Source organism: Rhodococcus sp. BL-253-APC-6A1W (genome assembly GCF_012843405.1).
In the GTDB taxonomy this organism is placed as follows: Bacteria; Actinomycetota; Actinomycetes; order Mycobacteriales; family Mycobacteriaceae; genus Rhodococcus.
Genome location: NZ_JABAFB010000005.1, coordinates 52,864 through 75,725 on the forward strand (window position 1 = coordinate 52,864; position 22,862 = coordinate 75,725).

Genomic DNA, 22,862 nt, shown 5'->3' on the forward strand with positions numbered 1-22,862 from the left:
GCGATCCCACAACCACTCGACATGGTTGCGCCCCTAACTCTTTCTTGCGCTGCCAGATCATCTCCTCGAACACCGCGAACAGCGTCTGTGTACGACTCACTGAAGGTGTTCATCGGTCCGAGGTCACGGATATGTTACAGATCGGCATCGCTTACCCACCCCACGAATACCGGAATCGACGGGACAGGCACTTCCGTCCCCTTCGGGAAGCCACCAACATACGACATCGCCGACCCGCTGTGCACATTCGGCGCCCTTTCCGCAGGGGTCCCGGGCCCGGTATGCGTGCCGGTGTCATCCCCCGACCTGCGCAGTACCCGCCTCGGCCCGCCCGAAACGTGCGCGCGGCGCACCGGACCGATATCGACGCGCAGACGCGCGGACGACGTGGTAGTGACGTGGATCATCGGAACGCAGCGGAGGCCGAGGTCGCCGGTGCGGGTACGCCCCATCGCCGGGCGGGTATTCGCCGCTCCGTCGCTGGCACCCATCGGACCTCTTCTCCTGTGGCAGTCATCGCGAACCGCGCGCCCCGGATCGGCCGGGCGTGTCGGCCGAGAGATGAGTCTAGAGGCCGACGGCAGGACCGTTGCACCCGGTGGTGACGACCGACACTACTGGCGAGTAACCCTCGAGGAACCTCACTCCTCGGCAGGATGCGGGGCGGATTCGATCAAATCGGTCGCCCACGACGTGATCCACTGCGGTGCGGTGGTCCCGTTCTCGTCGACGACATACCAGTTGTACTGCGCATGGATCGGGTTGTTCACGTACTCGAGGATGCGCGGCGCAGCAGTCGCCCAGTTCGACGGATTGAACGCGTTCGCAGGGGCGTCGCAGATGCTGTCGGTCGGCGCGCAGATCTGCACGGTGCGGTCGTCGAGCGCTCCGAAACCGCCCGGACGTTCGCCCGTCATGGTGATGCCCGGCAGTCGCAGTCCGGCGAGCGACAGTTCCGCGCCCACTCCCGCGACGGGGGCTCCGATGTCGGTTCCCGACACGCCGTCGCGCCGGCCGTCCGCGATCAGCGCGACCCCGAGGACACGATCCGCCGGAACCGGACCGTTGCCGGCACCGATCTGCGCCGCTACGTCACCCACGATCACCGCACCCTGCGAAAAGCCGGTGAGCACATAGCTCGTGAGCGGGCATTCGGCGAAGCGCTGCGACAGGAAATCTGTGGTCGCCGCCGTACCCGCGCCGCGACTGTTGTTGTACGACTGCTGACCGTCCGGGGGAATGGCGATCGGGTTCGAGAACTGAGCGACGTACGGGACGGTGTACACGTCCGCCCGCTGCGGATCGAACCGCTCCTGGAGCGGGCGCGTCACGTTGAGCATCAACGACATGGGGTTTGCGGTCGGATTGTAGGGATCGTCCCCGATCGCCGACTCCCACGTCCCCGGCACGCTGACGACCTGCACATCCGGGCACGACGCCGGCTGCGACTGCGTGTCGTCGGGACCCTGCGGTGGGGTCGGGCCCGGCACATCGAGCCGTCCCGCAAGCAGGTACCAGAGCACCAGCACGACGGCCAGGAGGAGCAGCGCCCCCAGAACCACGATTGTGCGCCCACTACGGCGCTGCTTCGTCCTGACCATCGTGCCGACCTTCCTAGCTGCAGTACGTGTCGCCCGCGACGGCGATGTAAGTGTCCGCGGTAGCAGCGGCCTGTTCCTCGGTGATCTCGCCGCCGGAGGTGACCGACTCGCTGCCGACCAAGGCGGTGACGAACGTCTTCACCTCGGACGGGGAGCCACCCTGCGCCTGAGCGCTGCAGATGTAGTCCGCGATGCTGATCGCGCCGGCCTCGTCGGACGGCTCGACACCCTCGGCACGCAGCGCGGCGAGGAACTCGTCGCCTTCCGCGGTGGGAGCGGGCGCCCCACCGGGTGCCCCGCCACCGGGGGCCGGCGTCGCGGCGGGCGGTGCGGACTCGTCACCACTCGCGGTGGTGCTCGAGGTCTCGCCCGCGCCGGTCTCGTCCGCCTCGTCGGTGGGAGACACCGTACTGGTCGACGTCGTCACACCGGTCGTCGTCGGTGTGCTCGTAGCGGTGGAGTCGTCGCTTCCGCAGGCGGACAGAACTGCGGTGGCGGCGATTGCCGCGGCGAGTGCGCCGAAGACGCGGGTGGAGCGCGAGCGGGTCCGTGCAGGCATGTGGTGGTGTCCTCACATCCGGTATCGAGCAGAACTGGAACAGGGTGTGCCCCAGGCTACATAGCGCACGCGCGGCCGTACGGAGCGCCTCGCTCCGTACGGCCGCGCGTGCGGGAGTAACAGTCCCCGGGCGGGTTACGGGTGCAGCGTAACCGCGTCGCCGTCGACGGTGACGAAGCCGTTCTGGAAGTTCTGCTGGACACCGCGTCCACCCTCGGCCGGGAACTCGTCGCCGACGGGATAGCCCAGGCGGCCGTTCTCGGCACCCTCCGCGGACCACGCGTCGAGGACCTTGCCGCGCACGGGCCACGCGCCGGTGGGCTGGCTCCAGTAGATGCGGCCGTTCTCGAAGTCGGCGACGCGGCCGTTGTCCTTGACGACCTGCTCGCTCGAGATCGGGAACCCGAGCACTCCGCCCTCGTAGCCGAGCTGACCGTACTTGTCCATGATCATGCCCTGGACCGCGTGCGCGCCGGTCTGCTCCGACCAGTACATCGCCCCGATCTCGAAGCCCTGCACGACGCCGCGACCGTCCGGGGTTCGCGCCTCGTCGAGGACCGGGTAACCGAGAGGGCCACCTTCCCAGCCCTGGCGCTTCCACTCTTCGAAGATCGCGCCCCGCACCGGGCGCGCGCCGTGTTCGGGAGTCCAGTAGATCGCGCCGTTGCGGAAGTGGTTGTACCGGCCGCGCCCGTCCGCGGTGCCGCGTTCCTCGGTGACCGGGTAGCCGAGCGCTCCCGCGGGTCCGCCGCTGCCCTGGTAGAGACCGCCGATCGCGCCGGCGACCGGGACGGTCACTCCGTCGGACGAGAAGACCCGCCCGAAGCGGAAGTCCTGCACGGTGCCACCGGCAACCGGGTATTCGGCGGTGAGGCAGTCGCCCAGCCACGGGCCGGCACCGGCAACGTCTGCGATGGCTCCGGCAGGCGCGCACGCCGGCTTCTCCACCTCGACACCGAGTGTGTTCGCGAGCTGCGGCCACAACTGGTGCAGCTCGAATTCCCAGTACTTCCACGTGTGGGTGCCGGAGGGCCGGTACACGATCTGCGCCGGGATACCGGTCTTCTTCAGCTTCGTCGCGAACGCCTGGGACGTCAGGCGCGACAAGATTTCGAGGCCCATGCCCGCGTAGTTGGTACTGACGCCGGGAACGCTCGACGGGTCGTCGTACGGACCGGCACTGCCGCTTCCGCTCGACACGTACAGGCTCACGCCTCGCAGCTTGTCGGCGAGGAGATACGGGTCGTGCGCCTCCCAGCCCTCGCCGCCGGGTTCACCCCACATCGCCTCCGAGTCGAACCCACCCGCATCCTGCATCGCGTAGTGGATGGCCTCGGGCATGCCGAGGGTCGTGGTGGTGAGGATGCCCGACAGCGATGCGGCGAACTGCGCGAAACCGGGGTTGCGCGCCGGGAGGAACATCGCGGCCGTGCCGCCCATCGAGAGGCCGACGACACCGCGCTTGTCCGTGCTGCGCCAGTCCTTCTCGAGGATCGGTGGGAGTTCCTTCGTCAGGAACGTCTCCCACTTGTAGTTCTGGCCGTTGTTCTGGTCCACCCAGTCCGAGTAGAAGCTGGACTGGCCACCGACCGGAAGGACGACGTTGACGTTCTTGTCGGCGAAGAACGCCTCGGCGTCCGTTTCGAGCGTCCAGCCGCTCTGGTCGTCGCGGGCGCGCATCCCGTCGAGCATGAACACGGACGGAAAGCGCTTCTCCGGCGCGATGTTCCAGTCGCGGGCGAGGAGCATCTGCACCTGGATGGGCGTTCCCATCGACGGGGAGTCGATCCACAGCGCCACGCGGCGGTCCGTGAGCCAGTCGACCGCACGCACCGTCGCACCCGACTGGTTCTGGCCGACAGGGTCGGCTTGGGTCGCGAGAGGTTGCGCGGAAGCGACCGGCACCGTGGTCATCCCGGCTGCGAGCGGTGCCACGAGCGCGGCTGCGAGCAGCCCGAGTGCACGCCGCTTCCCGCGTCCCACCGAACGTGTGCCGCTGCTCTCGGATCGTGCGCTGCCGCCCGATCTGCTCCGGTGACCGCCAAGCTGGGTTCGCATCTGCATCGCTCGCTTCCTGCGTTACCGGGCGCCCACACACGGGCGCTGCTGTGCCGGATGTCCCCCGTCCCGAACCTTGTTTGTACACGTAGGAGAGCCGGTCGCGGGGGTGCCGCGCTGTGACTGATGGGAAAATTGTTACAGAGAGCGCAGCGCCGCCCACCACCGAACGGTGGTGGGCGGCGCTGTGAGGAGCAGTGCTACCGGATCTCTAGGGAGATCAGAAGGCGTTGAGCGCCTCGAGGATCTGCGGGCGAGCCTTCCACAGCTCGTCTTCCCAGTACTTCCATGCGTGGGTGCCACGCGACGGGAACTCGAAGGTGGCGGGGATACCGAGCGCGGCCAGCTTGACCTGGAATGCGCGGGTCTGGACCAGCGACAGTGCCTCGAGGCCCATTGCGTTCGCCGTGTTGTAGAAGCCGACGAAGCCCTCCGGGTTGTCGTGCTGGCCGGGCAGGCCGCTCGCTGCGGAGATGTAGAGGGACAGGCCCTCGAGCTTCGGAGCGAACACGAACGGGTCGTTGCGCAGCCACGACGGGCTCCACGGCGGGCCCCACATCGCGTCGACGTTGAAGCGGCCGGCGTCGAGCATCGCGATACGGATGGCCTCACGCATGCCGGGAGCCGACAGGTTCAGGTAGCCCGACAGCGACGACGCGAACTTGAACTGGTCGCGGTGGTAGGCAGCCAGCGTCAGAGCGGCCGAGCCACCCATCGACAGGCCGAGGATGCCGTTGTTGCTGCGCGACACGCCACGGGTGGCGAGGTAGTCGGGCAGCTGCTGGGTCAGGAACGTCTCCCACTTGTAGGTGATCTCCTGGCTGTTGAGATTGCTGGGCGAGTACCAGTCGGTGTAGAAGCTCGCCTGGCCGCCGACCGGCATGACCAAGCTGACGTTGTCGTTGCCGAACTGCTGGAGAGCATTCGTCTCGAAGGTCCACGCGTTGGCGTCGTCGCGGGCGCGCAATCCGTCGAGCATGTAGAGAGCCGCATCACCGCCACGGGCTGCCCACTGGATCTGAACCTTGATCGGGCCCATGTCGGAATCGACGAAGACCTCTTCGAATCCTCCGGCCGGTGCGCGGTGCGAGACCGGTGCACTCTGGGCCGGTGCGGCGACAGCCGCGGAGGTTCCGGCAACACCGGCGGCAACGGGCAATACCAGCGCCACGGCGGCGGTGCCGAGCAGGCGCCGACGAAGGCCCTGCGACAACCTGGGGACAAAACGCATGAACAATGCTCACTTTCTCGATCAGCGGCGTCCGCGTTCGCGTCCCCCGTGAATACCCGGCGTTCGACGACCGGCGGGCGGTCGCCACAAGTCACACTGCGGTCAAGACTGTAAAGGATGGCGTGATCTCTGACAAACCCCGATTTCTGAGGTCGTGGGCTTGCGCAGACCGACGTGCCGCGGCGACCGTTCTCGCCGTTATCCGACCGTAATATGCCGTGATACTAGCGAGACCTGAAGTTCAAGCCAACTCGGTCATCCACCCGCGGACGGCATCGGCAGGTCGCACCGCTGGATCTCGTACTCCGGTACCCGGTCGATCCGGTATCCCGCGTACTCGAATGCGTTCCGCAGATTCCGCTTGAACAGCGGCCAGGTCAGCTCGGCACCGGACGAATCCAGCAACTCGCGCGTCTCGGGGCACGTGAGCGCGAGCTTGGCCATCGCCACCCACTCTTCGTCGAGGTAGCCCGGCAGCCAGGGATAGACGTCGACCACTCCCGACTCGGCCACCACCCAGTCCGGATACAGGATCTTGTCGTGCCCGATCCGGCCGTCTTCGAGCCGTTCGGTGTGTGCCGCGAGCGGATAGGCCAGGCCCATCTGATCGACCACCCGAACATCCAGCCCGACATTCATGCTCGTCATGCCCAGGTTCAGAAAAAAGACCGTGTGCCCCGCTCCGCCCGGCGGAATGGGTTCCGGGGGCGGGACGACGTCCCAGGCGTCGTACGACGGCGTGGGCAGCAGCAGGCCCCCGTTCGGCGTCTCGGCGATCGTGGAGACCATCGCGCGCATCCGCGGGTAGTCGAGGTAGTCCTCGGCGCGGATCGGGTGGAGGTGCCCGGTGTTGAGCGAGTAGAACGCCCGCTCGTCGACGATGCCCGATCGGCCGACTACCGCACCCTCCGGCATGCCGGTCGTGTTCGACGCGAACAGCGCCCACACCACCGTGCCGACCCAGAGCACCGCGACCGCGCCGGCCACGCGGGTCCGGGGATTGTTTCCGAGTTCGGACCGGTCGGGGACCCGGAGCGGGATCACCGCTACCGGCAGCAGCAGGCAGAACAGGGGCGGGAGCAGCACGCGGCCGTGCATGAAGTCGCCGCCTACGCGCAGTGAATACAGCAGGAGCAGGACACCGGACAGGACCATCAGCACGACCACGGCGGTGGGCGTGCGCAGTACTCGTTGTCCCGCCGTCAGCAGGGTGCGCACGTCGGTTCCCTTCGACAGGAACCTTTCACGGTTGCCGGCAACACCGGTACCGCGACCGCTGGACAGCATCACCGCGACGGTCACCGTGACGAGGAACAACAGCGGCAGCCACAGCAGATACGGCACGACCAGGTTGCCGAGGTAGTCGAAGCCCTGTGTCCACTTCGCGCCGCCCGCGTCCTTGGAGACCGCGGTGTTCGGGTACGGCAGGCCGTAGTAGCCCATTCGCCAGATCTGGTAGACCACCGGCACCAGACCCGCGACCGCGACCATCGCAGCGCGGATCCGCCAGGTCAGGCCGTCCGCGAGGAAGAGCAGAGCGAGGGTCAGACCCGCGACGATCGCCAATTCGGGGCGCACCAGCGGACCGAGCCCGGCGACGAACGCCGTGCCCAGGATCCCCACGGTCCCCGGGAGAGGCCGCTTCCCGGCGGGATCGGGCGTTGCCCACCGGACCATGAGCAGCCACACCAGCGCGAGCCAGCAGATCACCAGGCAGGTCTCGAGTCCGGATGTCGCGAAGTCCCGGGCCGGCGGCACCGCGATGTAGACGAGCACACCGGCGGGCAACAGCAGAACCGTGCCGGTCGCGGCACGCATGCGCCACCGGTACAACCGCGCCGCGCCGAGCATCGCCAGGACCACCGCGGTCGTCGAGAGCACCAGCGCGAGGCCGAGTACGACGTACTCGAGGCGGATGCCGGTGAGCCATCCGGCGCCGTAGACGATGTACGTCCATGCCGTGGAGGTGTTCGCCTCGACGCGTTCCCCGGCGTTGAACACCGGTCCGTATCCGGCCAGCAGGTTGCGCACCGTACGCAGGACGATCAGGCCGTCGTCGGCGATCCAGCGGCGGTCCCACGCGCCCCAGAACATCAGGAGTGCCGAGAGGGCCACTCCCCCGGCGAACACTCCGCGTGCGACACCGCGAGGCAGGCCGGGTCGGTTGGTGCCCGCTCGGCCTGCCGCGTTGTCGTCGACGTCGTTCACGACGTCAGAAGAGGTAGACAGCACCGCCGACCACCAGGATCCAGGCAACCGCGAGGAACTGCAGCACACGGTCCTTCAAAGCGATCTCTTCCGGCTCCCCGGCTTCGCCACCGTCCACGTCCACCGCGTACCGGAGGATCGCGACGACGAACGGCACCATCGAGATGGCGTACCAGTTCGAGTCCGCGCGGTTGTCCTGCTCGAACGCCCACAGGCCGTAGCAGATCACGACGGCGGTCGCGGCCACGGTCCACACGAACCGCAGGTAGGTCTCGGTGTAGTACTCGAGCGACTTGCGGATCTTGGCTCCGGTGCGGGTCGCGAGACGGAGTTCGGCGTAGCGCTTACCTGCCGCCATGAACAGCGATCCGAACGCCATGATCAGCAGGAACCACTGCGACAGCGGGATCTCCGCCGCGACACCGCCCGCGATCGCCCGGATCAGGAATCCCGACGAGACGATGCAGATGTCGAGCACGGCCTGATGCTTCAGCCCGAAGCAGTACGCGAGCTGGATGCCGATGTAGACGACCATGACCACCGCGAGCTGCCAGTTCGCGAGGAACGACAGCAGGATCGAAGCGACCAGGAGGCCCACCGCGATCATGTAGGCGAGTCGTATCGGCAGGATGCCGGCGGCGATCGGCCGGAAACGCTTCGTGGGGTGCGCACGGTCGGCTTCGACGTCGAGCGCGTCGTTGACCAGGTAGATGCCGGACGCTGCCATGCAGAACACGACGAACGCGAGCGCGACCGGCAACAGCACGTCGAGCTGGGTGACCGATCCCGCAGCCATCGGTGCCGCGAGCACCAGGACGTTCTTCACCCACTGCCGCGGGCGCATCGCCTTGACGATCCCCGCGGGCAGGGTCTTCGGGGCCTCCTTGACGGCGGCCGGTTCCTCGCTCATCGCTCTCCAAACTTCTTCTCTGCCCGCACCACGACGGCGGCGGACGCCGCACCCAGTGCCGCGCCGGCCAGGACGTCCGTCGGATAGTGCACGCCGAGAACGAGGCGCGACAGCAGCATGGGCGGCACGAGCACCGCGGGAAAGGGTAGCCCGGTGACTCGGGCGAGCAGCACGGCAGCCGCGGTCGTGGAGGTCGCGTGCGACGACGGGAAACTCAGCCTGCTCGGCGTCGACACGTTGACCTGCACCGACGGGTCGGACGGCCGACGACGGCGCACCACCCGCTTGATGACGATCGAAGCGGCGTGCGCACCGACGGCACCGACGGCGACGCCGGCCCACTGACGGCGGCGCTTGCGGTCGACCACGGCTCCGAGTCCGCCGACGGCGACCCAGCCGAGCGCGTGCTCACCGAAGTGCGACAGACCGCGCGCAGCGGAGATGGCGCCCGGAGTGCTGCCGACGGCAGCCTGCACGGTCTGCAGGATCCGTATCTCGGTGTCGGTGCTCTTCCAACGACCTGTGCGAGCGCACTCGGCCGGATTCGTCTCGCTAGTTACCGGCGCCGAAGACACGCTCCCACTCCTCCTTGCTGGTCAGGGCGGGAACCGCGTCCCGGTACCGCTTCTTCATTTCGGGGAACCGGCGCGCAAGTTCACGGCGCAGGCGAAGCGCCTCGGTCAGCAGGGCCTGAGCCTGTGCTCGGTCGCGCTTACGGTAGACGACGCCCCGGCCGTCCGCGGTGGTGACGGTCACACCGTCGACCTGGGACAGCAGGAACCAGCGCGCATCGATCGTGGGCACGTTGAGCTGGGGACGGCTGTGGTGCTCGGCGTTCTCCGGACGGAAATTGTGCAGCACACCCTTGGCGAGACGCTTGACCTTCGCGGCCGCGCCTTCGGGGATTCCGACCGCGCCGACCTCGGCTCCCGACGCCATCGGCAACTCTGTCGACGACGGCAGCACCACTGCGTCGGAGAAGTTCTTCCGCAGCGCGTGCACCTCACCGAGGGCGCGGGGCAACAGGTCGAAGAGCTGCTCCGGGCCGGCCAGGAAGTCTTCGATCGCCTTGTTCTGGATCGCGACCGTGGAGTACTCGAGGCACACCAGGTGCTTGACCGTGGCCTTGACCGTGTCCAGCACCAGGGCCTTGGAGTCGCCGTCCATGTGCATTGCGGCGACGACCAGTCGGTTGCGCAGGTGGAAGTACGCCTGCCAGTCGATGGCGTCGTCCTTGTCGCTCCATGCCATGTGCCAGATCGCGGCACCGGGCATGGTGACCGTCGGATAGCCGGCGGCGCGGGCGCGCAGCCCGTACTCGGCGTCGTCCCACTTGATGAACAACGGCAGTGGCTGCCCGATGTCCTCCGCGACGACCCGCGGGATCATGCACATCCACCAGCCGTTGAAGTCGACATCGATGCGCCGGTGCAGCAGCTTCGAGTTCTCGCGGTCGTGCAACGGCTTGGTCGCGAAGTCGTGGTCGTATTCCACGTTCGGAGCGGCACTCCACATGAAGTTCGCCCGGTTGATGACCTCGCCCATGGTGTGCAGGTGGCTACGTTCCTGCAGGTTGAGCATCTGGCCGCCGACGAGCATCGGCTTCTTCGCGAAGCGCGACAATGCCAGCGCGCGCAGCACCGAGTCGGGTTCGATCTCGATGTCGTCGTCCATGAACAGGATGAACGGCGAGTCGGTGGTCTTCAGCGCCTCGTACATGATGCGGCTGTAACCACCGGAACCACCGAGGTTGCCCTGGTCGTGGATGACGAGCCGGTCGCCGAACGGTGCGGCTGCCTCGGCGAAATCCGGTTCGTCACGAACCTTGCGGGTGCCCTGGTCCGGAATGATCACGGCGTCGACGACATCCATGACCAGCGGGTCGGACGCGAGCGCCCGCAGTGCCTTCACACAGTCGGCGGGCCGGTTGAACGTCGGGATACCGACAGCGACGGACGCGCGGCCTTCGGCCTCCACCGGCGAGTACCAGCCCGCGGAGTGCAGCGTGACCTCGGTGTCGGTCGTGATGTCGAACCAGATCCAGCCGCCGTCCTCGAACGGACCGAGATCGGTCTCGAGTTCGACGACGACCTTGTCGCCGGAGAATTCACTGCCGGTGACGTGGATGCGACTCGCGTCGGCCTTGCTGCGGTAGATGTCGATGCGGCCGTGGCCGGTCAGCTCGAGGCGCAGCACCACCGCCGGCAGTGTGCTCCAGCGCCGCCAGTAGCTTGCCGGGAACGCGTTGAAATAGGTGCACAGCGACACCTCCGACTCGGCGCCGACGGTCAGGGCCGTGCGGGTCGTGGCGTGGGCACGACGGGCATTCGTCGGCGACTCCTCGAGGTACAGGGTGCGCACGTCGAGGGGTTCACCCGGCCGGGGCAGGATGATCCGCTGGAGAAGGGTCTTACCGAGCAGGCCCGGTTCGCTGATGCTCACGACGCGTCACCCGCGATCGGGGCACCCGACTCGAAGTGCGGCGCGAGGACATTGTCGAACATCGACAGCGCGCTGGCGATCGCCATGTGCATGTCGAGGTACTGGTAGGTCCCCAGGCGGCCGCCGAACAGCACGTTGTTCTCGGCTGCTTCCTTCTTCGCGAGTTCGCGGTAGGCGGTGAGCTTCGCGCGGTCCTCGGAGGTGTTGATCGGGTAGTACGGCTCGTCGTCGTCACCCGCGAAGCGCGAGAACTCACGCATGATGACCGTCTTGTCGGCCGGGTACGTCTCGCGCTCGGGATGGAAGTGCCGGAACTCGTGGATGCGGGTGTACGGCACGTCGGCGTCGTTGTAGTTCATCACCGGGGTGCCCTGGAAGTCACCGCAGTCGCGCAGGACCTCGGTTTCGAAGTCGAGGGTGCGCCACCCGAGCTTGCCTTCGACGTCGTCGAAATAGCGGTCCAGCGGGCCGGTGTAGACGACGGGCGCATCGGGGCTCGCGGCCCGGATCTCGTCGCGAACCTCGAACCAGTCGGTGTCGAGCCGCACCTCGATGCGGTCGTCCTTCGCCATGTTTTCGAGCCACGCGGTGTAGCCGTCGACCGGCAGCCCTTCGTACGTGTCGTTGAAGTAGCGGTTGTCGAAGGTGTACCGGACCGGGAGCCGGGCGATGTTGCCCGCCGGCAGTTCCTTCGGGTCGGTCTGCCACTGCTTGGCGGTGTAGTCGCGCACGAACGCCTCGTACAGCGGACGGCCGATCAGGGAGATCGCCTTCTCCTCGAGGTTCTTCGCCTCGGCGGAATCGATCTCCGACGCCTGCTCCTTGATCAGGGCGCGCGCCTCGTCCGGCGTGAAGTAGCGGCCGAAGAACTGGGAGACGAGGCCGAGCCCCATCGGGAACTGGTAGGCCTGGCCCTTGTGCATCGCGTACACGCGGTGCTGATAGCCCGTGAAGTCGGTGAACTGGTTGACGTAGTCCCACACCCGCTTGTTCGACGTGTGGAACAGATGGGCACCGTACTTGTGGATTTCGATGCCGGTCTCGGGCTCGGGTTCGGAGTACGCATTGCCGCCGAGATGGTAGCGGCGCTCGACGACGAGAACTCGCTTGCCGAGCTGCGTGGCGGCCCGCTCTGCGATCGTCAGTCCGAAGAATCCGGAGCCGACGACGATCAGGTCGTACTCACCGGTGGAGGGCTGGGGCGCTGATGCAGCAGTCACGGAGAACCAGGGTAAGCGACCGGGGTACGAACGCGCCGGTTCGGTCCGTCACCGGGCCGACCGGGCGCCCCGTTCACACGTATCGGTGCAGCGTGTCGCGCACGAACGCGGCACCGGCGGGTCCGCCGTAGTTCGCGGCGAACCGTTCGTCGGCCACGTACATGTCGGCGAGGCCGAGCACGTACTCCCGGCTGATGCCGTCCGGGGTGCCGTATCCGGGAGTGCCGGGAATCGAGGACAGCCACTCGACGTGACGGCGAGCGAGTTCCCGGGCTTCCGGGCCGGCCGGGTCCACCCCTGCCTCGGCCGCTGCGGTCCAGTCCGCGGACAGTTGCGCGGCGCGGCTCTTCCAGTCGCCGCGTTCGCCCTCGCCCATTCCGCGCCACCAGCGGTCACTGTTGTCGTACGCGTCCTTGCCCCATCGGTCGATCACCTCGTCGCGGTACTGCGTGTGATCGAAACCGTCGAACACTTCGTCTGCCATGAGCTCTTCTCCCTTTTCGGTCTTCGCGAGGGTGCTGCGCACCGCTTCGATGCGCCTCTCGAGTTGCCGCCGCTCGTGCTCGAGCAGTTCGAGATGCGTCCGCAGCGCTGCCGTCGTGTCGTCGTGCCCGTCGAGGACCTCCCGGATCGCCGGGAGACCCAGACCGAGGTCACGCAGCAGGAGGATGCGCTGCAACCGGACGAGCGCGTCGGCGTCGTAGAACCGCATCCCGTTGCTGCCGGTACGACACGGGACGAGCACTCCGACGTCGCCGTAGTGCCGCAGCGTGCGGCTGGTGACACCCGCGCTCCGGGCCAGTTCCTGGATCGACCATTCGCGTGGCATCTCCGCTCTCCTTTCGGCACTTTTCAGGGTGCGTCTTGACGTTGCGTCAATGTCAACCCTTCCTCGGACACGCAAGAAGGGGACGGACCTGATCAGGTCCGTCCCCTTGCTGCGTTTCGCGGGCGGCTACTCGGTACCGGCTACTCGCGTCCGGCTACTCGGTACTACCCGTACCCGGCAGCCACTCGTCGAGGAAGCTGGCGTCGATCACCTGCGCGCCGAGATCCGGCGTCCAGACGATCGCGCCACCCGTGAAGATGCGGAACTTGCCCAGTTCGTCGGGCAGCATCAGTTCCGGACCGACCGGCGTGCCGAGTACACCGTCGACACCACCGAGTTCGAAGAATTTCGCTTCGATGGGCGACGCGCCGTTCCCGCTGCCGAACGGATCGATACCGACTTCAGGTCCGGGCTCTGCGGCCGGGGTGGTCGGCGGGGCCGGCAGATTTGCGCCTTCGGCGATTGTGAACCAGTCCGAACGCAGACCCAGTTTGGCGCGGGCCTCGGCGCCGGTCGTCTCGATGGTGCGGTCGCTGCCGACGACGCGCACGCGGGTGACACGTCCACCGTCCGCGCCGAGGTTGTTGCGGGCAAGCACTTCGAACGCCTGGAGTTCGCCCACGCCGAACGCGGAGCCGATCTCCCCGGCCGACAGGGTCTTGGCCCAGGCCCGGTTCGGTGCCACCTTGTCCCCCGCGTCTTCGACGGGCGGGAAGACGCCTCCGGCACTGTATCCACCGGTCGACGCCGAGAACTCGCTTCGGACGACGGCGCCGTCCTTCATCAGAACGGTGCCGCGCGTGCTGCGGACACCGTCGTCGGTACGGGGGTCCTCGGCGTTCGATCCGGTGTACACCTGGCAGTCGGTGGAGTCGCAGGTCTGCCAGAGTTCGTTCCGCTTTTCGGCAAGTGCGTAGGAACGTGCCGCGACGGCCTGCGCACGGAGGGCTTCCGCGCCACCGGTGTCGGCCCAGCCCGGAAGCGCCTCGGCCGGGACGACACTGCGGAGATAGTCCTCGACGTGCAGTCGGTTCACCGTCCGGGGCGCCGCGCCGTCGAGCACCACTCCGAGGGCTCCGCGATACGGCGTGTCGCTCCCGCACAACCGGAGGTGTTCCTCCGCCGGGCGGTCCTCGCCGAGGTCGACGGGATCTGCCCAGGGCACATCGGTCGCCGCCTGCCAGAGCACTTCGCCGCTGCACCCGGTCGTGACGACGACGTTCGCGCCGCCGCCGGGCGTGGGGGTCAGATGGGCAGCCTCACCGGGCGCCAGTTGTTGTCCTGCAACTCGGAGACCGGTCTCGGAATACACATCGAGTGAGCGGTCGTCCTGTCCCGTCAGGCGCACAGCGATCATCGAGTCGTCGATCGAACCGAGCGTGGTTCCGCCGTAGTAGTGCGCGATGATGCGCTCGGCCGTCCAGCCCTCCTGGGCGTAGCCGTAGGCCCCCCATTGCCCCATGCCCCGCCCGTGGCCGTGGCCGAAACCGGAGAAGGTGTACGGCGTGTCGGCCGACACCGCTTCGACGACGCCGACCGAATCGGAACGGTTCTGCACGAGCACGCCGACGCCCGTACCGACCACCAGAGCCGGCGCGAGTCCGATCACCGCGAGACGAGCAACGGAGGGCTGCCACCCGTTCCGCAGTGGTCGTCCGATGACGAATCGTCTCCGACGGATCTTTCCTCTGCGGCCGATGGATTGTGGTGCCATGGCGTTCCGCTCCCTCGTTCTCGCATTCCGGGACGATGCACGGACTCGTAGATCGCCGGATCGGACATTTACGACCGATCCTCAAGCTCAGGTTGAGGCTTAAGGTTGCCTGGGTCTAGTGTGACAAGAGTGACGGACCAACGCAACACAAGTCACAGCAGAAACAACAGCACCACAAGTTGCACCCGATCGCGGCCATTTCGCTCTCTCGAAGCGGTCCGCGATGGAGGTTTTCGACCTCTCGGAACCCCTCCTCCGACCGCAGATCTACACGAACAGGGAGTTGCAAACAGTGCCGCATCGCCGCCCTAAGCCGTCGATCGTCCTGGGTGCCGTCGCCGCCCTGGCCGTCGCCACGCCCTTTGCCGTGTCCGGACTCACCGCAGGACCGACGGAAGTTCGCACCACCAGCGACTCCGTCGAATCCGTCAGCCCAGACATTGCGGAAGTGGTGCTCGCGTCCGTACCGGACCTGATCATCCCGCTCGAGGAACTGACCGGGCTCAACCTGCCCGACATCGGTCTTGCGGAGATCATCGACGGATTGCCGCAGATCACCACCACCCCGGATCCCGACGGCGGTCCCATCGCCCGTGTCGGCGCCACGGTCAAGGAACTCACCCGGGAGACTCCGTTCAGCCTGGTCGCACTGGCCGCCGACGACATCGCCGACACCGACGCGCTGATTCGCGCGCAGAACGGCGACGGTTCGTGGGGCCCGTGGTCGGTCACCGAACCCCTCGAGTCGAGCCGCAACGACACGTCCGACGACGCGCGACGCGGCACCGAGCCGATCTTCGTCGGCGCGACACGCGCGGTGCAGGTTCTCCTCACCCCGCGTCCCGGCCCCGAACCCGCGCTCGCCGGCGCGGAAGCACCGCCGGCCGAGACGCCCGACGCACCCGCACCCGACGCTCCGGCACCCGATGCGCCTGCCCCGGTCGACGAAGGGCCGGTCCCGGTCGCCGAAACAGGCGGCGCGGCACCGGAACTCGGCTACGTACCCGCTTCCTCGTCGAAGCCGTTGCGCAGCCAGGAACCCGTGCTCGCGGCTGCGGAAGGCGTCAGCGCGGTCCTGATCGATCCGGGTACCGGCGAGGCCGACGGCCGGCTCGACGACATCGCGGCGCCGCTCGGCACCTCGGGCCTGAAAGTCATCGGCAGGTCGCAATGGGGTGCCGACGAGTCGCTGCGCTGCCAGAGTGCGACGTACGACGACTCCCTCGGTGGCGCCACCGTGCACCACACCGCGGGCAGCAACAACTACTCGAAGGCGGAGTCCGCGGGCATCGTCCGCGCCATCTACGCGTACCACGCGCAGACACTCGGCTGGTGCGACATCGGGTACAACGTGCTCGTCGACAAGTACGGACAGATCTTCGAAGGTCGTGCGGGCGGTCTGGAACGCAATGTGCAGGGCGCCCACGCGGGCGGCTTCAACGAGAACACCGTCGGCATCGCGATGATGGGCGACTTCTCCACGGCCGCACCGCCGGAGGTCACCGTGCAGAACGTGGGCAACTACCTCGGCTGGCGGCTCGCCGCGGCCGGTCTGGACCCCAAGGGCCGCACCAGCATGTACTCGGAGGGCACGTCGTTCACGCCGTACCCGCGGGGTGCGGCGGTAGATCTGCCGATCATCTTCGCGCACCGCGACGTCGGCAACACCAGTTGCCCCGGCGACGGCGGCTACGCGCAGATGAACAAGATCCGCGACATCGCCGCGGCCGCCGCCAAGGGCGCGCCGAGCGCACCGCCGATCGTGGTGACCAACCCTCCGCGGGATGCGGGTCCCGCACCGGGCACCGGCGCGCTGCCGCCCGGCTCGGCCGAGACCGCCACGAACGTGCAGGATCTGGTCGCAGAACTGATGCGACTTGCCGAAAACAACCCGCTCGCCCGGAAATGGATCGCGGAAGGCGGCGAAACCGGCCGTCTCGGCACGGCCGTGTCGCCGATCGCACCCGCCAAGGGCGGCTTCGAGCACGCCCGGTTCGTCAACGGCGCCCTCTACTCGTCCCCCGGTGGAGACGTGTGGGCGGTGCTCGGCGAGATCTACAAGGCGTGGCAGGAATACGGACTCGACACTGGTGAGCTGGGGTTGCCCACCAGTGACGAGTACCGGGTGCCGGACGGCTGGCGTTCGGACTTCGAGTTCGGTTCGCTGATCTTCAACGAGGCCACCGGGGTCGTCACCAAGGTGCTGCGCGCCTACAACGACGCCTACGAGCAGTCGATGCAGGATCAGCCGGCCGACATCGCGGTACCCGCACCCGAGGGTGCGCCCGCGCCGGAACCGGCACCAGAACCGGTGCCTGTGGGCTGAGTCCCGCGGTTCACCGGTAGCTACGAATCACTGCCACCAGCGTTCGAGGATCCGCGCAACACCGTCCTCGTCGTTGGTGGCAGTGATTTCGTCTGCCACCGACTTCGCGTCGGGATGAGCGTTCTCCATGGCGACGCCATGGCGGGCCATCGACAGCATCGGTATGTCGTTGGGCATGTCACCGAATGCCACGATGCGGTCGTCCGAGATGTCGAGGTGACGGGCGAGCTCACGTAGCCCGGATGCTTTCGTCACGCCGGCTGCGGAGATCTCGACCAGGCCGTTGGTCGTCGAATAGGTGACGTCGACCAGTCCGTGCAACTTCGGCGCGATCGCCTCGGCCATCTCACGACTCGTCGCTCCGGCGAGCCGGATCAACAGCTTGACCGCCGGTTCGGCGATCACTTCGTGCTCGGCGAGTTCGGTGTTGTCGGGGTTGAGCCAGGCATGTTCGTAACCCGGGGAACTGACGAACTGCGGAGTGGCGGCGTCGTGCGCGCTCTCCCCCACACGCTCGGCGGCAAGGCCGCAGCCGGGAAGCACCGCAGCGGCCACCTCGGCGACCCACGCGAGCTCGTCGGCCCGGAGCACCGCAGCGCTGAGCACCCGATCGGTCGCACTGTCGTAGAGCACGGCGCCGTTCGCACACACCGCGAGGGGAGCAAACCCGAGCTGCTCGACGACGGGCGCGATCCACCGCGGTGGACGCCCCGTGGCCAGAACGAAGGGCGTACCGGAGTCGACGACCGCATGCACGGCAGCCCGAGTGCGGTCGGACACCTGCTCGGATTTGTCGATCAGGGTGCCGTCGACATCGGTGGCGACAAGGCTCGGGCGCTGTGAACTCACTCCGTCATTGTGCCGAAACGCCGCGGTCGCCGCTGTCCGGCCCTTCGCGCTCGGTCCGCTCGCGTTCCTTGCGGGCCCGGCGTTCCGCCGCGACACGCTCGTCCTCGGCGGTTGCTTCCTCGAGTGTGGGCGCCGAACCACCGAGACGGCGCGGCACCCAGTAGGCGCCGGGCTCGTGGTGATAGGCGTCCTGCACCTCGTGGAGCATCTGCTCCATCGTCGCGTGCAACTGCTCGGTCATGGCCGACGCCGGCAGATAGGGGGGAATCGGAGCGCCGACCTTGATCGTGATGGGCGTATTGCTGCGGCCCAGACGCTTGGGATGACCCTTGGTCCACACCCGCTGCGACCCCCAGATGATCATGGGGATGACCGGCACACCTGCCTCTTCGGCCATCCGCGCCGCGCCCGTCTTGAACTTCTTCAATTCGAAGCTGCGGCTGATGGTCTCCTCGGGGAACACTCCCACCAGTTCGCCCGCGCGCAGCGCTTCGACTGCGAGGCGGTAGGAGTCGCCGGCGTCACCACGGTCGACAGGGATATGCTTCATCGCGCGCATCATCGGCCCGGAGATCTTGTTGTCGAAGACCTCTTTCTTCGCCATGAAACGCACGTAGCGCTTCGCGGGACGGGCGGGCAGACCCGCGTAGGTGAAGTCCATGTAGCCGGTGTGGTTGATCGCGATGACCGCACCTCCGGTCGCGGGGATGTGCTCCTCCCCGGTGACGGAGAATTTCAGTCCCTGGCCTGCGAACAGAGTGCGCGCGACGCCGATGATCGTCCGGTAGAAGGGTTCCACGTCGGCCAGCGTAACCGGACGGCCGATACGGTGCCGCACCCGTGGCCCCGGCGGGCTGCCGCGTGTCTCCACGGCCTCTCCACTTACCCTGGAGGTACATAGGTCAGCACGTCAGGAGGCAACGAGTGCAGATCACCAGCGTGGGCCACGCCGGGTTCCACATCCGGACCGAGGCAGGCTCCATTCTCTGCGATCCGTGGGTCAATCCCGCTTACTTCGCGTCGTGGGTACCGTTCCCCGACAACACGAGCCTCGACTGGGATGCCCTCGGCGACGTCGACTACCTCTACGTCTCGCATCTCCACAAGGACCATTTCGATCCCGGGACGCTCGGTGAGCACGTCCGCAAGGACGCCACCGTGCTGCTGCCCGATTACCCGGTGCCGGATCTGCGCCGCGAACTCGAGGCGCTCGGTTTCACGAAGTTCTACGAGACCACCGATTCGGTCAAGCACCGGATCAGCAAGGAAGGCATCCGGGACGCGCCCGACGCTCCCCTCGCACCCGGCGAGCTCGACATCATGATCATTGCGATGCGAGCACCCGCGGACGGCCCGATCGGCGACTCCGGGCTCGTCGTCTCGGACGGCGAGACCACCGTGTTCAACATGAACGACGCGCGGCCGATCGACATGGACCCGATGCACGACGCGTTCGGTCACATCGACATCCATCTGCTGCAGTACTCGGGCGCCATCTGGTATCCGATGGTCTACGACATCCCGAAGAAGACGAAAGCCAACTTCGGCAAGCAGAAGCGTCAGCGCGGTATGGACCGCTGCCGCAGCTACATCGAGCAGGTCGGCGCGACCTGGATCGTCCCGTCCGCCGGTCCGCCGGTCTTCCTCGACGACGAACTGCGCTACCTCAACGACGACCACGGCGACGAGGGCAACATCTTCCCCGACCAGAAGGTGTTCCTCGAACAGTTGCGCATCAACGGCCGCGACGGTGGCCTGCTGATGATCCCGGGCTCGGTCGTGGACCTCGCCGGGAGCGAGAAGATGACACTGGCCCATCCGATTCCCGAGGACGAGGTCGAGTCGATCTTCACGAACAAGGCCGCCTACATCGAGGACATGGCTCAGCGCTTCGCGCCGGTCATCGCCGCGGAGAAGGCCACGTGGGCGCCGGCCGACGGCGAGCCGCTGTTGCCCGCACTCAGGGCGAAGTTCGAGCCGATCATGGCGCAGTCCGATCTCATCTGTGACGGCATCGGCTACCCCGTCGGCCTCGTGATGGGCGACGAGACCGTGGTGCTCGACTTCCCCAAGCGCATCGTCCGCGAGCCCGTCGAGGGAGAAGGCAAGTACCGCTACGGATTCCGTATCGCGCCGGAGATCGTCCGTACGGTGCTACGCGACGACGAGCCGGACTGGGTCAACACGATCTTCCTCTCGACACGCTTCAGCACGTGGCGGGTCGGCGGGTACAACGAGTTCCTGTACACGTTCTTCAAGTGCCTCACCGACGAGCGCATCGCGTATGCGGACGGCTGGTTCGCGGAGGCGCACGACGACTCTGCGTCGATCGAGCTGGGCGGTTACGAGATCCAGCGGCGCTGCCCGCACCTCAAGGCCGACCTGTCGAAGTTCGGGGTGGTGGACGGCACCACGCTCACCTGCAACCTGCACGGCTGGCAGTGGGATCTCGAATCGGGGCGGTGCAAGACCTCCAAGGGCCACGAACTGCGCAGCAGCAAGGCCTGACGGGCACCGCCCCGCCCGATTATTCCGCCGCTCGCCGCTGTCCGGCCCGGGCTGCCGGCCGTGCACCGGCCGGCAGCAGGGCCGCCGCGGCGAGCGCGACAGCTCCCGCGGCGATCAAGGCGTACGGCCACCATTGCCGTGCCGCGACACCGGCTTCGTCGACACCGGCGGCAACCTGTTCCGACGTACCGTCGGAAGTTGCCGAGGACGGTCGCGCGGGGAGCACTCCCGTGGCCTCACTCACGTTCTCCGAAATCCCCTTGACGACGTTGCCGACCGGTTCGACTCCGCCCACGAGCTGCCCCGTGCCATCGACGAGCTGACGGCCGCCGTCGTCGAGCTGCATCAGGCCGTCGCGCAGCTGCCGGGACCCGTCGGCGGCCTGAGACATTCCCGCGACGAATTGTGCGTCGGGCGAGGTCAATTCGTAGGACAGCTGCCGAGCACCGTCGCGCAGTTGCCCGAGTTGGTCGAGTGTGTCCGGTCCGAGACCCTGGCTGTTCAGCATGTCGACGAGGGAACGCAGTTCGTCGGCGGTACCAGCCGAGACCGGATCACCGCTCATGGAGAGTGTGTCGGCGACGACGGAGAGCCGTGCCGTCACCGATCCCTGCATCTCACCGAACCCGCTGAGCCGCGTGACCACCTCGTCGACGCCCGACGAGATCTGCGACGCGCCGTCTCCGAGTTGCCCCACTCCGCCTTCGAGTTGGCCGAGTCCGTCCGCGAGCTGCTTACCGCCCTCGTGCGCCTGCGTGAGTCCGTCGGCGAGTTGTTGTGCGCCGACGTCGAGTTGGCGGCTTCCGTCGGCGAGTTGTCCCACTCCGCCGTTGAGCAGGGCCAGCGGGAGACTCGCCTGCTGCAGGGTGTCCCGGGCGGCGGCGACCGCGGCGGCATCCGGCGTGTCACCGCTGCCCGCGGTCTCGGCGACGACCGTCACCTGCGGGTCGTCGGTGTAGGCGAACACGGAGCCGGTGCCGACCATGACGGCACCGGCGGCGATGAGGGAAATAGGGAGAAAACGGGCATACATGCTCCGTAATCTAGGCGGACGAGTTAAGGGCTTCCTGAGGGCTCCCCCTTCGCGGCGGAAGGAAGCATCCGGCCGGCCACGGCTCCCAGGGTGAACAGTGGCATCGTTGCCGCCGCGACGAGGATCGCGACGGGCAACCACACCGAGCCGAGGGCGAACCCGGTGAATATCGCCACCGACAACATCTCGCTCGTGACGCCCACGACGGACGACACCGTGGCGCGGGCGCGGCCCGACATCGTCTCCTGGAGTCGGGCTTCGGCCACGATCGCGGTGTGGTGCAGGGCGCCGTAGCCGAGACCGATGGCCACGAAGCCCGCAACGCCCCCTGCGAGAGCGCCCAGGGCCAGGGCCAGCGCGCCGATCGTCACGATCACGCCCATCGCCCGGCCGCGCATCTGCGCGCCGCGTCCCGCCGTTGCCGCCCCGACGACCTGTCCGACGACGGTGAGCGCGACGAGAACGGGTACGAATTCCGTACTCGCGCCGTCCTCCCGGGCGAGCAACCCGAAGTACTCGTCGAACGCGAGACACGCGAGCAGCGCAGCGGTGAGAACAACGGCGCGACGGACGGCGGAATCGGTGCGGACCTCGTTCGTGCCGTCGCGCAGGCGTGCGAGGTACCGCGCCGCGAGGGTGTCGCCGGGGCCGTCGATCTCGTCGGCCTCCGTCGATTTCGGCGCGGCCGGGAGTGTGAACACCAGCAGCGTGCCGGCGACCGTGATCGCCACCGACGTCCATCCGACGAGCGCGTAACCGCCCAGGCCGAACAGCGGGGCCGCAGACAGCGTCGCGGCGAACACGCACACCATCTCCCCGGCGGCGGCACAGCCCATCACGGCTGCGTACCGGTGTTCGCCGGCGCGTGCGGCCAGTCCGTCGTAGACCAGCGCTTCGAACGTGCCGGATTTCAGCGACTCACTGAGGCCCCACAGCGCGAAACCGGCGGCGAATCCCCAGTACGTCGGCCACACGAGCCACATCGTGAAGGCCGCGGTGAGCAGGACGCCGCTTCCGGCGAGGAGTGCCCGTCGCGACACCGTGTCCGCCCAGGCGCCCGACGGCACCTCGGAGACGAACGCGACCACCGACCAGAGGACGAACAGGGACGAGATGCTGCCGGCGCCGAGTCCGTGATCTTCGAACAGCAGGACGTACAGGCCGTAGAACGGCACGAACTCCCGGACCGAGGCGTAGGCCACCGCGCGGACGGACACTGCACGGACCGATATAGCCCGGCAGGACAGGGGATCGTGCGGTTCGGATCAACGTCGTCGGCGCATGATGCCAGGGTGCCACGTGTCCCCGGTGCCTGTCACTCCCCTTTTCGGGCATCGGATACGGTCGGACGGTGACCGAGGAGAATGCGCCCGA

At 67.6% G+C, this 22,862-nt stretch carries 17 protein-coding genes; 2 read left to right on the forward strand and 15 right to left on the reverse strand.

The features are described 5' to 3' along the window. Positions 1-641 precede the first annotated feature (641 nt). The 11 genes from HF877_RS08705 to HF877_RS08755 all read right to left on the reverse strand — a co-directional run bounded on the left by HF877_RS08705 (position 642) and on the right by HF877_RS08755 (position 14,772). Positions 642-1,601 carry a cutinase family protein gene (locus tag HF877_RS08705; protein ID WP_169620775.1) on the reverse strand — a complete coding sequence of 320 codons (960 nt, stop codon included), beginning with the start codon at positions 1,599-1,601 and terminating at the stop codon, positions 642-644. A 13-nt stretch (positions 1,602-1,614) separates the two neighbouring features. Then, complete coding sequence (locus HF877_RS08710; RefSeq protein ID WP_169620776.1) at positions 1,615-2,160, reverse strand: DUF732 domain-containing protein; 546 nt, start codon at positions 2,158-2,160, stop codon at positions 1,615-1,617. 135 nt (positions 2,161-2,295) lie between these two features. Continuing rightward, positions 2,296-4,224 (reverse strand): alpha/beta hydrolase-fold protein, encoded by a 1,929-nt coding sequence (locus HF877_RS08715; protein ID WP_169620777.1) that lies wholly within the window; start codon positions 4,222-4,224, stop codon positions 2,296-2,298. 214 nt (positions 4,225-4,438) lie between these two features. Then, positions 4,439-5,449, reverse strand: coding sequence for an alpha/beta hydrolase family protein (locus HF877_RS08720; RefSeq protein WP_169620778.1), 1,011 nt, complete (start codon positions 5,447-5,449; stop codon positions 4,439-4,441). A gap of 255 nt (positions 5,450-5,704) precedes the next feature. After that, positions 5,705-7,603: a flagellar motor control protein ZomB gene (gene zomB, locus HF877_RS08725; RefSeq protein WP_277350462.1), complete on the reverse strand. Its 1,899-nt coding sequence runs from the start codon at positions 7,601-7,603 to the stop codon at positions 5,705-5,707. Between the two features lie 58 nt (positions 7,604-7,661). Then, positions 7,662-8,567 (reverse strand): decaprenyl-phosphate phosphoribosyltransferase, encoded by a 906-nt coding sequence (locus tag HF877_RS08730; protein ID WP_169620780.1) that lies wholly within the window; start codon positions 8,565-8,567, stop codon positions 7,662-7,664. Next, complete coding sequence (locus HF877_RS08735) at positions 8,564-9,061, reverse strand: phosphatase PAP2 family protein (RefSeq protein WP_169621057.1); 498 nt, start codon at positions 9,059-9,061, stop codon at positions 8,564-8,566. The genes HF877_RS08730 and HF877_RS08735 overlap by 4 nt, the downstream gene beginning before the upstream one ends. Positions 9,062-9,119: 58 nt before the next feature. Then, positions 9,120-11,009 (reverse strand): glycosyltransferase, encoded by a 1,890-nt coding sequence (locus HF877_RS08740; RefSeq protein ID WP_169620781.1) that lies wholly within the window; start codon positions 11,007-11,009, stop codon positions 9,120-9,122. Then, positions 11,006-12,229, reverse strand: coding sequence for a UDP-galactopyranose mutase (gene glf / locus HF877_RS08745; RefSeq protein ID WP_169620782.1), 1,224 nt, complete (start codon positions 12,227-12,229; stop codon positions 11,006-11,008). The genes HF877_RS08740 and glf overlap by 4 nt, the downstream gene beginning before the upstream one ends. 73 nt (positions 12,230-12,302) lie before the next feature. Further along, positions 12,303-13,058: a MerR family transcriptional regulator gene (locus tag HF877_RS08750; protein WP_169620783.1), complete on the reverse strand. Its 756-nt coding sequence runs from the start codon at positions 13,056-13,058 to the stop codon at positions 12,303-12,305. A gap of 154 nt (positions 13,059-13,212) precedes the next feature. Next, positions 13,213-14,772, reverse strand: a complete 1,560-nt coding sequence (locus HF877_RS08755) for a SpoIID/LytB domain-containing protein (protein ID WP_169620784.1) — start codon at positions 14,770-14,772, stop codon at positions 13,213-13,215. A gap of 292 nt (positions 14,773-15,064) precedes the next feature. Here HF877_RS08755 and HF877_RS08760 point away from each other — a divergent pair, with 292 nt between their 5' ends. After that, positions 15,065-17,098 carry an N-acetylmuramoyl-L-alanine amidase gene (locus HF877_RS08760; RefSeq protein ID WP_169620785.1) on the forward strand — a complete coding sequence of 678 codons (2,034 nt, stop codon included), beginning with the start codon at positions 15,065-15,067 and terminating at the stop codon, positions 17,096-17,098. A 27-nt stretch (positions 17,099-17,125) separates the two neighbouring features. Here HF877_RS08760 and HF877_RS08765 read toward each other — a convergent pair whose 3' ends face one another. Beyond that, entirely contained in the window at positions 17,126-17,947 is an 822-nt protein-coding gene (locus HF877_RS08765; protein WP_169620786.1) for an HAD family hydrolase, read from the reverse strand. A 4-nt stretch (positions 17,948-17,951) separates the two neighbouring features. Beyond that, the gene (locus HF877_RS08770) at positions 17,952-18,746 is read right to left on the reverse strand and encodes a lysophospholipid acyltransferase family protein (RefSeq protein WP_169620787.1); all 795 of its coding nucleotides are present in this window, start codon (positions 18,744-18,746) and stop codon (positions 17,952-17,954) included. Between the two features lie 125 nt (positions 18,747-18,871). Here HF877_RS08770 and HF877_RS08775 point away from each other — a divergent pair, with 125 nt between their 5' ends. After that, entirely contained in the window at positions 18,872-20,455 is a 1,584-nt protein-coding gene (locus HF877_RS08775) for a Rieske 2Fe-2S domain-containing protein (RefSeq protein WP_169620788.1), read from the forward strand. 19 nt (positions 20,456-20,474) lie between these two features. Here the strand turns inward: HF877_RS08775 and HF877_RS08780 are convergent, their stop codons facing one another. Together HF877_RS08780 and HF877_RS08785 are read right to left on the reverse strand one after the other, a co-directional pair. Next, positions 20,475-21,488 (reverse strand): hypothetical protein, encoded by a 1,014-nt coding sequence (locus tag HF877_RS08780; protein WP_169620789.1) that lies wholly within the window; start codon positions 21,486-21,488, stop codon positions 20,475-20,477. Between the two features lie 23 nt (positions 21,489-21,511). Further along, positions 21,512-22,705 (reverse strand): MFS transporter, encoded by a 1,194-nt coding sequence (locus tag HF877_RS08785; RefSeq protein ID WP_346765095.1) that lies wholly within the window; start codon positions 22,703-22,705, stop codon positions 21,512-21,514. Between the last annotated feature and the right edge of the window lie 157 nt (positions 22,706-22,862).